Origin of the sequence: Isoptericola sp. 178, assembly GCF_030586525.1 — a bacterium.
In the GTDB taxonomy this organism is placed as follows: Bacteria; Actinomycetota; Actinomycetes; order Actinomycetales; family Cellulomonadaceae; genus Isoptericola; species Isoptericola sediminis.
In genome coordinates this window covers 126,280-141,678 of sequence record NZ_JAUQYN010000002.1, presented here as the reverse complement: position 1 = coordinate 141,678, position 15,399 = coordinate 126,280, and the positions used below count along the sequence as shown (strand labels likewise).

The 15,399-nt window shown below is 72.0% G+C and carries 15 protein-coding genes and 2 riboswitches; of the genes, 5 read left to right on the top strand and 10 right to left on the bottom strand.

The annotated features are described in order from the left end of the window. Positions 1-16: 16 nt before the first annotated feature. From ehuD to ehuB, 3 genes are read right to left on the bottom strand one after another with little or no spacing between them, the layout of a single operon-like run. Positions 17-661 (bottom strand): ectoine/hydroxyectoine ABC transporter permease subunit EhuD, encoded by a 645-nt coding sequence (ehuD, locus tag Q6349_RS05260; RefSeq protein WP_171247095.1) that lies wholly within the window; start codon positions 659-661, stop codon positions 17-19. Then, positions 658-1,410, bottom strand: a complete 753-nt coding sequence (ehuC, locus tag Q6349_RS05255; RefSeq protein ID WP_304603194.1) for an ectoine/hydroxyectoine ABC transporter permease subunit EhuC — start codon at positions 1,408-1,410, stop codon at positions 658-660. The genes ehuD and ehuC overlap by 4 nt, the downstream gene beginning before the upstream one ends. Before the next feature lie 4 nt (positions 1,411-1,414). Continuing rightward, on the bottom strand, positions 1,415-2,377 hold the full coding sequence (ehuB, locus tag Q6349_RS05250) for an ectoine/hydroxyectoine ABC transporter substrate-binding protein EhuB (protein WP_304603193.1): 963 nt from the start codon (positions 2,375-2,377) through the stop codon (positions 1,415-1,417). Positions 2,378-2,617: 240 nt separating this feature from the next. Between ehuB and Q6349_RS05245 the strand changes: the two genes are divergently transcribed. Continuing rightward, entirely contained in the window at positions 2,618-3,373 is a 756-nt protein-coding gene (locus Q6349_RS05245) for a GntR family transcriptional regulator (protein ID WP_304603191.1), read from the top strand. Between the two features lie 19 nt (positions 3,374-3,392). On the opposite strand, the gene Q6349_RS05240 is transcribed toward Q6349_RS05245, so the two are convergent. After that, positions 3,393-4,871 (bottom strand): serine hydrolase, encoded by a 1,479-nt coding sequence (locus Q6349_RS05240; RefSeq protein WP_304603190.1) that lies wholly within the window; start codon positions 4,869-4,871, stop codon positions 3,393-3,395. A 106-nt stretch (positions 4,872-4,977) separates the two neighbouring features. On the opposite strand from Q6349_RS05240, the gene Q6349_RS05235 reads away from it, so the two are divergent. Both Q6349_RS05235 and Q6349_RS05230 read left to right on the top strand, forming a co-directional pair. Then, positions 4,978-5,997 (top strand): ATP-binding cassette domain-containing protein, encoded by a 1,020-nt coding sequence (locus tag Q6349_RS05235; protein WP_304603189.1) that lies wholly within the window; start codon positions 4,978-4,980, stop codon positions 5,995-5,997. Beyond that, positions 5,994-6,818, top strand: a complete 825-nt coding sequence (locus Q6349_RS05230; RefSeq protein WP_171247090.1) for an ABC transporter permease — start codon at positions 5,994-5,996, stop codon at positions 6,816-6,818. The genes Q6349_RS05235 and Q6349_RS05230 overlap by 4 nt, the downstream gene beginning before the upstream one ends. Positions 6,819-6,876: 58 nt before the next feature. Here Q6349_RS05230 and Q6349_RS05225 read toward each other — a convergent pair whose 3' ends face one another. The 5 genes from Q6349_RS05225 to Q6349_RS05205 form a co-directional block, all read right to left on the bottom strand. Next, the gene (locus Q6349_RS05225) at positions 6,877-7,884 is read right to left on the bottom strand and encodes a DUF559 domain-containing protein (protein WP_304603188.1); all 1,008 of its coding nucleotides are present in this window, start codon (positions 7,882-7,884) and stop codon (positions 6,877-6,879) included. Positions 7,885-8,007: 123 nt separating this feature from the next. After that, positions 8,008-8,958, bottom strand: a complete 951-nt coding sequence (locus Q6349_RS05220; protein WP_304603187.1) for a universal stress protein — start codon at positions 8,956-8,958, stop codon at positions 8,008-8,010. A 201-nt stretch (positions 8,959-9,159) separates the two neighbouring features. Then, a complete protein-coding gene (locus Q6349_RS05215) occupies positions 9,160-10,002 on the bottom strand; it encodes a C40 family peptidase (protein WP_304603186.1) in 843 nt (280 codons plus the stop codon). Between the two features lie 2 nt (positions 10,003-10,004). After that, positions 10,005-10,169: riboswitch (cyclic di-AMP (ydaO/yuaA leader) on the bottom strand. A 263-nt stretch (positions 10,170-10,432) separates the two neighbouring features. Beyond that, positions 10,433-11,230: a C40 family peptidase gene (locus Q6349_RS05210; RefSeq protein ID WP_304603185.1), complete on the bottom strand. Its 798-nt coding sequence runs from the start codon at positions 11,228-11,230 to the stop codon at positions 10,433-10,435. 2 nt (positions 11,231-11,232) lie between these two features. Beyond that, positions 11,233-11,396: riboswitch (cyclic di-AMP (ydaO/yuaA leader) on the bottom strand. A 135-nt stretch (positions 11,397-11,531) separates the two neighbouring features. Continuing rightward, the gene (locus tag Q6349_RS05205; protein ID WP_304603184.1) at positions 11,532-12,233 is read right to left on the bottom strand and encodes a metal-dependent transcriptional regulator; all 702 of its coding nucleotides are present in this window, start codon (positions 12,231-12,233) and stop codon (positions 11,532-11,534) included. Positions 12,234-12,272: 39 nt separating this feature from the next. Between Q6349_RS05205 and serC the strand changes: the two genes are divergently transcribed. Further along, positions 12,273-13,400 (top strand): phosphoserine transaminase, encoded by a 1,128-nt coding sequence (gene serC, locus Q6349_RS05200; protein ID WP_304603183.1) that lies wholly within the window; start codon positions 12,273-12,275, stop codon positions 13,398-13,400. Between the two features lie 42 nt (positions 13,401-13,442). On the opposite strand, the gene Q6349_RS05195 is transcribed toward serC, so the two are convergent. Beyond that, the gene (locus Q6349_RS05195; protein WP_304603182.1) at positions 13,443-14,756 is read right to left on the bottom strand and encodes an MFS transporter; all 1,314 of its coding nucleotides are present in this window, start codon (positions 14,754-14,756) and stop codon (positions 13,443-13,445) included. Between the two features lie 84 nt (positions 14,757-14,840). On the opposite strand from Q6349_RS05195, the gene Q6349_RS05190 reads away from it, so the two are divergent. After that, positions 14,841-15,308 (top strand): hypothetical protein, encoded by a 468-nt coding sequence (locus Q6349_RS05190; RefSeq protein ID WP_304603181.1) that lies wholly within the window; start codon positions 14,841-14,843, stop codon positions 15,306-15,308. Positions 15,309-15,399: the final 91 nt, after the last annotated feature.

Below are 15,399 nucleotides of genomic sequence, written 5' to 3'. Positions count from 1 at the left end.
TGCGGAGTTGGTCGGGTCAGGCAAGGCGGATCTCCATCCTGCGCACCAGCAGCGAGGTCGGGTAGCTCACCGCGAGGAAGAGCAGACCGACCATCGTCAGCGCCTCGATGTACGAGAACGTGTTGGCACCGTAGTCCTGCCCCGCCTTGTACATCTCGTTGACGGAGATGGCGAAGAGGAACGGCGTCTCCTTGAACATGGAGATCGCGTAGTTGCCCAGACCGGGCAGGGTGTTGCGGATCGCCTGCGGCAGGATGACGGCACGCCAGGTGCGCCCCTTGGCCATGTTCAGGGCCGTGGCGGCTTCCCACTGACCCTTCGGCACGGCCTCGATGCCGGCGCGGTACACCTCGGACATGTACGTCGCGTAGTGCACGCCGAGCACGACGAAGCCGACCACGTAGCCGGGCACCCAGGTCAGCAGCAGGTAGACGAACACGAGCTGCACGAGCAGAGGCGTCATGCGGATGAAGTCCACGAGGAACTTCAACGGCGCCGTCACCCACCGGCTCGGCGTGCGCATCGCCAGCGCGATGAAGAGACCCAGGATCGACGCGATGAGCATGCCGAGCACGGTGATCTGGATCGTGACCGAGAGCCCTTCGAGGAGGAGGGGGAGAACCTCCCAGGCGCGGTCCCAGTCCCAGATGCTGTCGTTCATCGGGCACCCCCCGTCGGCTCAGGGACCTTCGGGGTGTACAGGCCCCGGGGCTTGAGCCCGAGCGTCTCGCGGAGGCTCGGTCGGGTACCCCGGCCGAGCCGACGCTTGGCACGCTCCTCCAGGATGTTCATCCCCCAGGTCAGCAGGTACGCGATGATGAAGTAGACGAGCAGACCGGCCGTGTAGCTGAAGAACGTGTCGGCCGTGGCGCGGCGCAGCTCGACGGTCCAGAAGTTCACGTCCTGGAGCGTGATGTAGTACGCCAGCGCCGAGCCCTTGACCAGCTGGATCAGCAGGTTCGCCAGCATCGGGATCATGAGGGCCCACGCCTGCGGGAAGATGACGCGGCGCACCTTGTGGAACCACGTCATGTTCAGCGCGGTGGCGGCTTCCCACTGGCCCGGCGGGACGGACGCGATCGAGCCGCGCACGACCTCGGAGGCGTAGGCGCCGTAGTTGAGGCCGAGGGCCACGACGGCCACGGCGAGCGCCTCCATCTTGAAGCCGAACACCGGCAGCACGTAGAAGAGCCAGAAGAGCTGGACCACCAGCGACGTGCCGCGGAAGAACTCGACGACGACGCGGGACGGCCCGCGCACCCAGAGGGACCGGGTGCGCGAGCCGAACCCGAGCAGCACGGCGATGACGATGGCGAGGAGAGCCCCGCCCAGTGTCATCTGCAACGTGACAAGAACTGCGTCTCCGAGAAGTGGGAGCCTCTCGACGAGTTCCTGGATGTCATCGCTCATGCGTTCAGTAGTCCATGCCCAGCTCGTCGGCGAGGTCCGACAGGTCCTGCTCCGGGTCGCAGAGCTGCTCGGCGGTCAGGCCGGACGGCGGGAACTCCGTCTCGCTGAAGCCGAAGGGCTCCATGACCTCGAGCCAGGCGGCCTCGTCCTCCAGATAGGTGGAGAGGCCGTCGTTGTACGCGGCGAGGAGCTCGGTGTCGTCCTGGCGGAAGACCTCCGCACCGGCACCGATCTGCGGCTCACCGTTGATCGTCGCGACGAACGCCTCGGTGGCCTCGACCGGCTGGTCGGTCTCCTCGGCGAGGGCACGCAGGGAGATGCCGGTCAGCGCGTAGGCGTCGGCACGACCGGACACGACGGCGTCCAGGCCGGCCTGGCGGTCCGGGACCTCCATGGCGTCGACGTCGGTCTCGCTGGCGTAGCCGGCCTCGATGGCACCCGACGTCACCGCGAGCTTGAGGCCGCTGCCCTCGACGGACTGCCAGTCGGTCAGTCCCTCCGGGTTGCCCTCGGGCACGAGGAAGGCCGTGGTGTACATGATCGTCGGCTCCGCGAACGCCACCTGCTCGCAGCGCTCGGGAAGGATCGACATGCCGGCGCTGACGGCGTCGAAACGGTCGGCGTTGACGCCCGGGATGAGGGCGCCCCACTCGACCTGGGTGCCGGTGACCTCGTCGATGCCGAGCTCGCCGTAGATGGCACGGCCCAGCTCGATGGTGGCACCGGTGAGCTCGCCGTCCTCCTCGTAGCTGTAGGGCACCTCGCCGAAGAACCCGACGTTGATGGAGCCGGCCTCCTGCAGGTCGGCGAGCGTGGACATCGACTCGCCGTCGCCGCTGTCACCGCCGCTGTCGCCGCTGTCCGAGCCGTCGTCGACGCTCGAGCACGCAGCAAGGGCGGTCAGAGCGAGAGCAGAGCCGGCCGCGGCCAGGGCCCGGCGGCGATGCGTGGTCCTGATGGACTGCACGGGAGTCTCCTTCCGTCGCCCCGGACGCGTGACGCTGCGGGGCTGGATGTGTGGACAATTCGTTACGGTAGCCGCGTTCTGAACGATCCGACAATGGGCGTGTCGTTGCGTCTGATTGTCCTACAATCGCAGAATCGGCGTGATCACGCCGCTCGGCACGGCGGAAGTCACCCGGCGATACCTGCTGGCAACATCCACGGCCCCGGATCGTTGTCGTGTCGTGACCTCGGAAGGAGCTCCATGCCCCCGTCACACCGTCCCGCACCCGGTGCCGCACCGACCCTCTCGCGCGTCACCCGGCCGTCCACGGTCGACCTCATCACCGTCGAGCTGCGCAACGCGATCTACACCGGCGCGCTGCGGGTGGGGTCGCCGATCCGGGAGATCGAGGTGGCCCGGCAGCTCGGTGTCAGCCGGGGCCCGTTCCGCGAGGCGGCGCAACGGCTGGTGTCGGAGGGTCTCGTCGTCGCCACACCGGGGCGCGGCCTGTCGGTGCGGCAGATCGGCCGCGACCAGGTCCGCCAGCTCTACGCGGCGCGCGCGACGGTGGAGACCTCGGCGGCCCGGATCGCCGTCGACCAGGCCACCGACCAGCAGATCGCCGCCGTCCGCACGGCGCACGAGGAGCTGGCCCGCGCCGACGCGACCCACGACGCGCTGCGCGTCGGCGCCGCAGACCTCAACCTGCACTGGCAGCTGGTGGCGGCGAGCGGCAACGCCTGGCTGATGGGGTGGATGAGCACCCTCATCGTCGAGGTACGCATCGCCAGCTTCACCGTCAGCGAGGTGTACGTCGTGCGCAAGGACGCCGCCGAGGCGCACGCGCCGCTCGTGGAGCGGCTCGAGGCCCGTGACGCCGACGGGCTGGAGGCGGCGATCCGGGCGAACCTGGACGACGCCGTGATGCGACTCCTCGCCCCGGAGTCCGTCGGCGCGGAGACCCTCGAGGACCCCAGCCCGCTGCCGCCCCCGCACCTGGACCCCCTGCACCTGTGACCGGTCGGGCCGGCGGCACCTAGCCCGCGGCGTGCGCCCGCCGCTGCCGCTCGAACGCGTCCGCCGGCCACGACGTCATCCCGCCGACGACGACGGCGCTCGGCAGACCCGCCGCGTCGCGCAGCACCTGGATCGGCTCGCCCACGGGGCCGAAACCGGCGTGCGGCTCCGGCCGCAGCAGGTCTCCGTCGACCGTGAGCCGCTCGGCACCGTCCAACGGGTCCGCGCGTCGCGGGTCGATCGCCCACACCCGGTCGCCCAGCCGGGCGAGGTCGGTCATGCCCCACAGGTTCGCGAACCGGCCGGTCCACCGGTCCAACGGGTGCGCGGCGGCGGCGTCGTCCGGAGCGTCGTCCCCGGCATCCGGGTTCTTCCCGTGCTCGGGGTCCGTCCCGTCCAGCGCCGCACCGACCAGCCCGAGCATCCCCAGCGCGAGCACGTCGGCCGGGCCGTCGATCGCGTTCGTCAGCACCGCGACGGCGATCCGCTCCTCCGGGTCGAACCAGGTCCGCGTGATCTGCCCCGGGAAGCCACCCGAGTGCCCGACCAGCCGCCGTCCGTCCACCACGCGGCTCTCGAAGCCCAGGCCGTAGCCGCGCCGGGCGCTGTGCGGACGGTCGATCACCGACTCGTCCCGCTGCAGCAGCCGGCGGGTCTCGGGGCGGACCAGCGTCGCCCCGCCCGCGTGCGCGTCGGCCCAGCGCACCAGGTCGCGTGCCGTGGAGCAGAAGCCGGTGGCCGCGGCCAGCGCTCCCGTCGTCACCGCAGCGACCGGCAGCCTGCCGTCCGCGAACGTCGTGGCCAGGCCCGGGGCGGCGAGAGCGCGGGCGCTGTGGCCGACGACGGCGCGGCGGGCGACGTCGTCGTCCAGCTCGGGCGAGGTGTCGGCCAGGCCCAGGGGCTCGAGCAGGTCCGCCCGGACGTGGTCCGCGTACGACGCGCCGGTGACCTCCTCGATCACCATGCCGAGCAGGCCGTAGGCGAGGTTCGAGTACTTGAAGTGCTCGCCGCGGCCGTACACCTGGCCGTGGTTCAGGACCTCGTCGAGCAGGGTCGCACGGTCCGGGAACGGGGTCGCGAGCTGCCAGTAGTCGGCGTCGCGACCGTCGCGCAGCATCCCGCCGGTGTGCCCGAGGGCCTCGCGGACCGTCACCTGCCCGACGTCGGTACCGCCGAGCTCGGCGACGTGCCGGGACAGCGGGTCGTCCATCCGCAACCGGCCGGCGTCGACGAGCCGGGCGACCGCAGTGGCGGTGAACGTCTTCGAGTGCGAGGCGACCCGGAAGACGTGGTCGGTCCGCAGCGGTGTGCCGGAGGTGAGGTCGGTGACGCCCCACGCACCGTCGAGCACGAGGTCGCCGTCGACGCTCACCGCGTACTGCACGCCCGGCAGCCGGGCCAGTCCCGCCTGCGTGGCGACCCAGTCGGCCAGGTAGGCGACGTTCAGGCGGTCGGCGGTCGCGCCGACGCGCGCCCGGGGCGAGGTGCGGGAGATCATGGCGAAACCCTAGCGACCCCGGGATCCGGTGTCGGCCGGCGATGAATCCTCTGTCGGTCCCTCGTCCTACGTTCTAGATTGACGTCAGGACCATCGAGGAGACCCCATGACCGCATCGCCTCAGCTCGCCGTCGAGGCCGCCGGACTCGTCCGGCACTTCACCTCCGGCAAGAAGACCACCAAGGCGGTCGACGGGGTCGACCTGTCCATCCCGACCGGCAGCGTGTACGGCCTGCTCGGACCCAACGGGGCGGGCAAGACGACGGTCGTCCGCATGCTCGCCACCCTGCTGCGGCCGGACGCCGGCACCGCGAAGGTCCTCGGGCACGACGTCGTCGCCGAGGCCGACGCGGTCCGGGCGGCGGTCGGGCTGACCGGCCAGTACGCGTCCGTGGACGAGGACCTCACCGGCACCGAGAACCTGCTGATGCTGGCCAGGCTGTACGGGTTCCGGGGCCCGGCCGCGCGACGCCGGGTCGACGACCTGCTCGCCGCCTTCGGCCTGACCGACGCCGGAGGGCGCCAGGTCAAGACCTACTCCGGAGGCATGCGGCGCCGGATCGACCTCGCGGCGTCGCTCGTGCTGTCACCCCGCGTGCTGTTCCTCGACGAGCCCACGACGGGCCTGGACCCGCGGTCGCGCAACCAGGTGTGGGACATCGTGCGGGTGCTCGTGGAGGACGGCGCCACGGTTCTGCTCACCACCCAGTACCTCGAGGAGGCCGACCAGCTCGCGGACCGCATCGGGGTCATCGACCACGGCCGGCTCATCGCCGAGGGCACGTCCAGCGAGCTCAAGCACTCCGTGGGCCAGGGGGCGGTCGCCCTGCGCCTGGCCGACGCCTCCCGGCGCGCCGAGGCGGCCGGGATCGTGCACCGGGTGCTCGGCACGGAGCCGACGCTGCCCACCGACCCCTACGCCCTCACGGCCCGGGTGCCCGACGACGGCACCCACCACGTCGCGCAGGTCCTGCCGGCGCTCGGGGAGGCCGGGATCGAGGTGCCGGAGTTCTCCCTCGGGCAGCCCAGCCTGGACGAGGTGTTCCTGACGCTGACCGGCCGGCCCCTGCCGGAGGACGACCAGGGTTCCGACGAACCCGCGATGGAGCAGGAGATGTCCCGATGACCGCGACCGAGCTGAGCACCACGACGCTGCGGGAGGCCGTCGCGCTGGAGGAGCGACCGGCGCGGCCCTCCGCGGTCTCGACCTCCCTGACCTTCGGGTGGCGTGCCCTGCTGAAGATCAAGCACGTGCCGGAACAGCTCTTCGACGTGCTCGTCTCCCCGGTGATCTTCACGCTGATGTTCACGTACCTGTTCGGCGGGGCGCTGGCCGGGTCCACGGACGCCTACATCCAGTTCCTGCTGCCGGGGATCCTGGTGCAGACGATCATCATCGTCACGGTGTACACCGGCTACACCCTGAACACCGACATCACCAAGGGAGTCTTCGACCGGTTCCGGTCCCTGCCGATCTGGCGGCCCGCCCCGATCGTCGGGGCGCTGCTCGGGGACCAGGTGCGGTACACGATCGCGTCGATCATGTGCATCGGGCTCGGGCTGCTCATCGGGTTCCGGCCGGCCGGCGGCGTCCTGGGCGTGGTCGCGGGCGTCGCGCTGCTGCTCGTCTTCGCGTTCGCGCTGAGCTGGATCTTCACCATCCTGGGCCTGCTGCTGCGCACCCCGAACGCCGTGATGGGCGTGTCGATGATGGTGCTGATGCCGCTGACGTTCGCCTCGAACATCTTCGTCGACCCCTCGACGATGCCGTCGGGCCTGCAGGCGTTCGTGGACGTCAACCCGGTGTCCCACCTGGTGACGGCGATCCGTGGCCTCATGGCCGGCGTCCCCGTGACCGGCGACATCGTGACGGTGCTCGTCTCGGCCGTGGTGATGACGGCGATCTTCGCGCCGATCACCATGTACCTGTACCGGAACCGCCGCTGACCCCTGCCAGTTGTGGGCATGAAATCTGCAGCCGACACGCCCGGTCGACCGGCAGATCTCATACCCACAACGGGGTGGCGGGTGGCGCGGAGGGCACGTACGGGACGGCCACGGTCCGGGGTGCTCGGGGCGGCTGCGGCGGCACCGGCCCGGCGAGCAGAGCACGCACGCGGTCGACGGCGGACCCCGCCCCTGCCGTGAGCGCCTCGACGAAGTCGTCACCGACCACCACGACGACCGTGTACCCGAGCCGCTCCGTCCACCGCCGTCGCCTCACGTCGTCGCGCCACTGCGCGCGGTCGCTGCGGTGCTGGTCGCCGTCGTACTCGACGATCACGCGGTGGTCCGGATACAGCAGGTCGCAGCGTTTGACGTAGGTCCCGTCGGCCAGCCGGAGGGTGGCGTTGACCAGCGGTTCCGGCAGGCCGGCGTCGGTGAGCCGCAGGCGGGTCCGCGTCTCCATCACCGAGTCGGTGCCGGGTCGGACCCGCGGGACCTGGGCGCGGACCTGGGCGATCCCCTTGACCTTCCGCGTCCGTCCGGCGAGGTCGGCCAGCTGCGCGGGCAGCACGAGCTCGCGCCGGTGCCGCATCATCGCGTCACCGAGCACGACGACGTCGTCCGGCACCCGGAGGCCTGCCGCGACATGCACGAACGTCTGCGCCGGCGTGGTGACCGGGAGCCCTCGGACCACCATGGTGTCCAGGAGCTCCTGCCGTGACCGGTGGGCGACCACGTCCTGACGCTGCGGCCGGCCTGCCTCGCGCGAGGTGACGACGTGCGGCGGCGCGTCGTCGCCCGCCTCGTGCCGCAGGGTCCACGGCACGTCGACCCCGAGCAGCCGCAGCGCCGTGACGTGGCTGAAGACGACACCGTCGTCCAGCACGGCCATCAGTGCCCGGCACCGTCCCTCCAGGTCGGAGACGGACGCGGCAGGGGCGCGGACGCCGTGGAACGGCGCGTCGAGGTCGACCCGGCGCAGCGCGGCGGGGTCCGCCCCCTGAGCGAGCGCGTCGGCGACGCGGAACGGTTCACGGGTGGGTCCCTCCGCCGTGGTTCGCAGCACGCCACGACCGTGGCAGAGCCATGCCCCGCCGCGGGCCCGTCATCCACAACCCCGCGTTGTGGGCGTGGAATCTGCAGGCGCGGACCCGTGTCGGGCTGCCGATTTCATGCCCACAACAGGCGGTCAGGCGGCCGAGTCGGCCTGCAGCTCCTCGTCGCACCGGCGGGTGACCACGAGCACCGGGCACTTGGAGTGGTGCAGCACGGCCTGGCTCGTCGACCCGAGCAGCAGCCCGCGGAACCCGCCCCGCCCCCGCGAACCGACCACGACGAGGTCCGCCGCGCCCGAGAACTCCGTCAGGAGCTCGGCACCGGACCCGTCCAGGACGTGGCGCTTGATCGTCAGCCCCGGGTGCTCGGCCGCGACCCGGTCGACGATGACGTCCAGACCTGCCTTGACGTCGTCGAGGATCTGCTCGTGGTCGATCTGGGACGGCAGCCACGCCAGCACGCCGGCCCCGCTGCCCAGCGGGACCCCGGCCACGGCGACGAGCTCGGCGTCCCAGGTCTCGGCCTGCTCGACGGCGTGCCGCAACGCGATCTCCGCGGTCGGCGACCCGTCGACCCCGACGACGATCCGCCGCACGTCGTGGATCCGGTCGCCGTCGCGCCGCTCCGGGTCGTCGGTCTCGGCGACCTCCTGCCGGTAGGGCACGACCACCGTCGGGCAGTGCGCGTGGGCCGGCAGCGCCGAGGACACCGTCCCCAGCAGACGCTCCGTGAATCCGCCGCGCCCGCGCGTCCCCACGACGGCCAGGCACGCCTCCGCGGACATCTCGACGAGCACCCCGGCGGCGTCCCCGGTGGCGACCGTCCCCGTGACCGGGACGCCGATCCCCTCGACCCTTGCCGTGGCCTCGGACAGCACCGCCTTGGCCCCCTCGGCGATCGCGGTGTCGTCGAGGGCCGCGTAGCCGCCGTCCAGGGAGGCGGCCGTGAAGGACGGCAACGAGTAGCTGCACACGACGTGCAGGCTCCACCCGACACGTGCCGCGTACGCCGCGGCCCAGTCCAGGGCGTGCATGCTCGCGTCGGAACCGTCGACCCCCACCAGGACGACCTCAGGACGTGTCATCTCGCGCCTCCCGTCTGCGTCCGGACCTCGCCGTCCGGCATCCGCCTGGTTCAAGCCTAACGAAAGCGCCCCGCAAGACGCAGCAAAGGCCGCCCGGCGACACCGCGTGGCGCGCTCGGGGGCCGGGCCGTGCCCGGACGCACGACGCCCCGGCACTCACGAGGAGTGCCGGGGCGTCGGGGCGGACGGTCGAGGCGTCGGTCAGCCGGTGACCCGCAGGAAGGTCGGGCTGGACTGCCAGAGGCTGGACTGGCGGACGGTCCAACCGCCGGGGCGCGTGGCCTCGATCTGCTGGCCGTTGCCGATGTAGATCGAGATGTGCCCCGGGGACCAGATGAGGTCGCCCGGCTGCGCCGACGACTGCGAGATCTGCGTCGTGTTGGACGCGCTGAGGATCGCGCTCGAGGAGTGCGGCAGCGAGACGCCGACCTGCGCGTACACGTAGGTCACCAGGCCCGAGCAGTCGAACCCGGACGGCGAGGCGCCGCCGACGACGTACGGCGTGCCGAGGTAGCGGGCCGCGATGGACACGACCTGCGAACCCCGCGAGCTGTCGGCCGTCGGCGTCGAGGAGCTGGAGCTGGAGCTCTCGGTCGAGCTCGACGAGGACGAGGACGACGACGAGGACGAGCTCGACGTCGACGTGGGCTCCCGCTCGGCGGAGCGCGAGGTGGTCGTCTCGCGCACGGGCTCCGGCTCGGGCTCGGGCTCGGGGGCCGCCTTGATGTCCGCCTTCTCGGCGATCTTCGGCGTCACGCGCTCGACCTGGACCTTGGCACCGGAGTCGACGGTGACCACGGGCGCGGACTCCAGGGCCTCGCGGGCCTGGTCGGTCAGCGAACCGAGGTCCACGGTGCTCAGCTTCTTGGCCGCGTCCGAGTCCACGGGCGCGGCGTGCGCGGCGGTGGCGCCACCGATCGTGGAGACCAGCAGACCGCCGGCGGTGGCCATCACGGCAGCACGACGGCTCGCGGCTGCAGATGGTGCGGTGATGGGGCGGCGGGCGGCCAGGTGCCGACCGCGCGTCGTGGTGCGTGCGTTCACGTCTTCCCTCTCCTGTCCGCCTACGAAGTCAGCTGTCGGGTTCGGGTGGGAGAAATCACCCGGCCCCACGGTTCGGACGAACCGTGGGACTTCACCCCGAGGACACCGTGTCCGGTGCCCGAGAGTGGGTCCCCCGCCCCTGCCTAGGGTCTCGGTTCCCGACCGGCGGCAGGGCTCGGCGTCCGGTCGAGGTCCGGCAGACTGCTCCACCGGACGCGAGAACGGTATCTGATACACGCCCCGATGTCACGTTTCGATCACGATCTGCGGCGATACACGTCCGAGGGGCCCCGCAGAGGGCACTGCGCCCCCCGCTGAGTCCCTCGAGGGGTGTCCGGCGTCCGGGACCCCCGGGAGCACCTCGCGGCACGACAGAGGGCCCTGCCGCGCTCTGCGCGCGACAGGGCCCTCGGCACGAGGTGCCGGCGTCTCAGCCGACTCGGATGAAGGTCGGGTTGGACTGCCAGATGTTCCGGAACTGGATCGTCTTGCCCGGACGCGGGGCGTCGATCTGCGTGTTGCCACCCGCGTAGATGGAGATGTGGCCCGGGGTCCAGATGAGGTCGCCCGGCTGCGCGGCGGAGCGGGAGACCACGCTGCCGGCGTAGCGCTGGTCCGAGGACGACCGCGGCAGCGAGATACCGGCCTGGGCGTACACGTACTGGGTGAACCCGGAGCAGTCGAAGCCGGACGGCGTGGTGCCACCGGAGACGTACGGGACGCCCACGTAGCGCGAGGCGATGGAGACGATCGTCGACCCGACGGCGGAGTCCGGCACGGCCGTGGTGGCCGAGGAGGACGTCGTCGTCGAGGAGGAGGAGGACGAGCTCGAGAGCGACTCGCGCTCGGAGGAGCGCGACGGCGCCGCCTCGCGCACGGGCTCCGGCTCGGGCTCCGGCGCGGCCTTGATGTCCGCCCGCTCGACGATCGTGGGCGTCACGCGCTCGACCTGGACCTTGGCCTCGGCGTCGACGGTGACCACCGGGGCCGCCTCGAGCGCCTGGCGCGCCTGGTCGGTCAGCGCACCCAGGTCCACGGTGCTCAGCTTCTTGGCCGCGTCCGCGTCCACCGGCGCCGCGTGGGCGGCGCTCGCGCCACCGATCGTGGAGACCAGGAGACCACCGGCGGTCGCCACCACAGCAGCCCGACGGCCTGCGGCCGCGGAGGGGGCCGCCATCATGGGGCGGCGTGCGGCGCGGTGCTTACCGCGCATGCTGCGAGCAGTCACGTTCAACCTCTCCGTTCGCCTACGAGGTCAGCTGTCGGGTTCGGGTGGGAGAAAACACCCGGCCCCGCGGTCCGTACGAACCGTGGGACTTCACCCCGAGGACACCGTCACCGGTGCCCGAATCGTGGGTCCCCCGCCCCTGTCGTGCGGTCATCCGTGGGAACCAGGACGGTGACAGGGTTAGGCGCCCGTCCCGGTACTCGCGCGAGACACCCGCGCGAGCGAGTCTGACCGTACCGGAACCTCCCCGCCGATGTCACGCTCCGGTCACGTCTCGCGTCCGACGCGTCGCGTCGAGATCTCAGCGGGCTGCGACGAAGAGGTGCTTGGCCAGCTCCTCCGGCAGCTCCAGGGCACCGTCACCGTCGACCAGACGGACGACGAAGTCGTCGCCGGCGCGCTCCACCTCGATGCTCGCGCCCGGGAAGAGGCCCGCGTCGGACAGCCGCAGGAGGAACTCGTCGTCGACCTGGACCGGCTCGGCGATGCGGCGCAGCACGACCGTCGCGGAGGCGTCGGCCCCGGACTCCAGGTACAGCGGCAGGGACTGCACGCCTTCGAGGAACGGCAGCTCCTCGTACTGCTCCCCCAGCTCCGACAGCCCCGGGATCGGGTTGCCGTACGGGTCGTGGTGCGGGTGGTCGAGCAGGGTCACCAGCCGACGCTCGACGAGGTCGCTCATGACGTGCTCCCACCGGCAGGCCTCGTTGTGCACCTGCGGCCAGTCGAGCTTGATGACGTCGGTGAGCAGACGCTCGGCCAGACGGTGCTTGCGCATGACCCGCACGGCCTTCTCCTGACCGTCGGCGGTCAGCTCGAGGTGCCGGTCACCGGTGACGACGACCAGACCGTCCCGCTCCATCCGCGCGACCGTCTGGGAGACGGTCGGGCCCGAGTGCCCCAGACGTTCCGCGATCCGGGCGCGCAGCGGCGTGATGCCTTCCTCACCCAGCTCGTAGATCGTCTTCAGGTACATCTCGGTGGTGTCGATCAGGTCCGTCACGTCCGCTCCCGTCTTGAGGCCCGGGCCTAGTCTATTCGCATGACCCTCCAGATCCCCGCGTCGATGCTGCCCTCCGACGGCCGCTTCGGCTCCGGCCCGTCCAAGGTGCGCACGGGCCAGGTCGAGGCCCTCGTCGCGGCCGGCGACCCGGCACGCCCGGTGCTGGGCACCTCGCACCGGCAGGCCCCGGTCAAGGATCTGGTGCACCGGGTGCGCACGGGCCTGACCGAGTTGTTCGACCTGCCCGCGGGGTACGAGGTGGCCCTCGGCAACGGCGGGTCGACCGCCTTCTGGGAGGTCGCCACGGCGTCCCTCGTCCGACGGCGGGCCCAGCATGCCGTGTTCGGGGAGTTCGGGGCCAAGTTCGCCGCCGCCACCGCCCGGGCACCCTTCCTCGACGACCCCGAGGTGGTCGAGGCCGCACCCGGGACGGTGGCCCACCTGACGCCGTCGGACGCCGTGGACGTCTACGCCACCCCGCACAACGAGACCTCGACCGGGGCGGTCGCTCCCGTGCGCCGCCCGGGCGGCCCCGACCAGCTCCTGCTGACCGACGCGACCTCGGGTGCGGGCGCGCTGCCGGTCGACCTGCACGAGACCGACGTCTACTACTTCGGCCCGCAGAAGGCCTTCGCCGCCGACGGCGGCCTGTGGCTGGCGCTGTGCTCCCCGGCGGCCGTGGAGCGCGCCCGGGAGGTGGAGTCGTCCGGCGACGGCCGCTGGGTGCCGGAGTTCCTGTCGCTGACCACGGCGCTGGAGAACTCCCGCCAGGACCAGACGCTGAACACCCCCGCCGTCGGGACGCTGGTCATGCTGGCCGACCAGGTCGAGTGGCTGCTCGAGCACGGCGGGCTGGACTGGTCCGTGCGCCGCTGCGAGCGCTCGGCGCAGGTCCTGTACGGCTGGGCGGCGGCGACGCCGTGGGCGACACCCTTCGTCACCGACCCGGCGGAGCGCTCCCCGGTGGTGGGCACGATCGACCTGGACCCGTCGGTCGACGCGGGGGCCGTCGTCGGGCTGCTCCGCGACCACGGGATCCTCGACGTCTTCCCCTACCGCAAGCTGGGCCGCAACCAGCTGCGCGTCGGCATGTTCCCCGCGGTGGACCCGGACGACGTCGCGGCGCTCACGGAGTGCATCACCCACGTGGTCGACCGGCTCGGCTGACGAGGCTGACGGGGACGGCGAGCGCGGCCGGCGCGCCCGACGTCAGGCCGGCCGGGCCTGCTCCGCCGGGACCGGCTCGTCCCCGGCCGGGACCGGCGGGTCGAGATAGACGACCTCGAGGTGCGGTCGGCGCAGCAGCCGGTAGCGCACCGTGACGCGCCAGGACCGCATCGCCCAGACGGTGGCCGCGAGCGCCACGGCGAGGGTGGTGATCGACCCGACGAGGATCGACCAGCGCGGCCCGAACGCCTCGCCGATCCAGCCGACGACGGGTGAGCCGATCGGCGTGGAGCCGAGGAACACCATCATGTAGAGGGCCATGACCCGCCCGCGCATCACCGGGTCGATCGAGGTCTGGATGGTGGAGTTGGCCGCGGTCATCATCGTCAGCGCGGACAGGCCGACCGGGATGGTCGTGACGACGTAGAGCCAGTAGGTCGGCATGAGGGCGTTGACCGCCGTCGCGACCGCGAAGGCGAAGGCCGCACCGATGACGAGCCGCACCCGCGGGCGCTCGCGCCGGGCGGCGAGCAGCGCGCCGGTCAGCGACCCGATCGCCAGCACGGAGCCGAGCAGCCCGAACTCGCCGGCGCCGCGGTCGAACTCGACCCGCGCCATCATCGCGCTGGTGAGCTGGAAGTTGAGGCCGAAGGTGGACACGACGGCCATGACCACCATGATCACGACGATGTCGGAGCGTCCCCGCACGTACCGCAGGCCCTCGAGGATCTGCCCCTTGCCGCGCGGTGCCCGGTCCTTGACCCACATGGCGGCGGGGCGCATGAGCGCCACGGCCGCGATCGTGGCGGCGAAGGTGAGGCCGTTGATGACGAACACCCAGCCGGAGCCGACGGCGGCGATGAGCAGGCCGGCGGCGCCCGGTCCGACCAGTCGGGCGGCGTTGAAGGACGCGCTGTTGAGGCCGACGGCGTTGGACAGCCGCTCCGGGGGCACGAGCTCGGCGACGAAGGCCTGGCGCACGGGGTTGTCGAAGGCGGTCGCGACCCCGAGGCCGAGCGCGAAGGCGTACACGTGCCAGAGCTCGGCCGCGCCGGACAGCACGAGCACGCCGAGGCCGAGGGCCAGGACGCCCATCGCGCCCTGCGTGGCCATGAGGAGCTGCCGGCGGGGCAGCCGGTCGGCGAGCAGCCCGGTCCAGGGGCCGATCAGCAGGAACGGCAGGAACTGCAGGGCGGTGGTGATGCCGACGGCGACGCCGGAGTCGTCGGTGAGGTCGGTGAGCACCAGCCAGTCCTGGGCGATGCGCTGCATCCAGGTGCCGATGTTGGCGACGAGGGCAGCGCCGAACCACAGGCGGTAGTTCGGGTAGCGGAGGGAGGAGAAGGTGGCACTCATCAGCGCCCGGGTCAACCATCGCACGGCGAGATGTATTCCCCCGGGGGTTCAGTCCGGTTCGTCCGTTCCATTACCCTGTCGCGGGTGCGCACCGAAATGACTCTTGCAGACACCCTTCACACCCTCGGCCTCCTCGGCGGCACGACCCTGCCCCGCTTCGTCACCGACGTCGGCGGCCGGGGCGACGTCCTCGAGGTCGTCGCCGACGCCCGTGCGGTGAACAACCTCCCGGGCCCCCTCAAGATGGCGACGCGGCTGGTCCCGGCCGTGCGGACGCGACTGCGCGTCGAGGAGTTCGACGGCGGCGTCGCGGTGCTGAGCGTCGACGCCTCCGCGGGCGGGCTGCCCGCCCACAAGCTGCTCGGCCTGGCCAAGAGCCGGATCGAGTCGGTGCTGGCCGCCAAGGGCCTGCCGCCCGGCTCGGTGGAGATCCGCCCGGACGCGCGCATCGCGCTGGACGTGCAGCGTCTCGTGGCGCACCGCTACCCGGGCACCACGGTCACCAACATGACCTTCGCCGACGGGCAGGTCGCGGTCGACACCGCGGCCTGAACCACCCGGCCCGCCCGCTCCGCCCCGCTCGGGGCTGTGGGCAGGAAAGATGCCGCCTCGCACCGGTGCGAGGCGGCATCTTTCCTGCCCA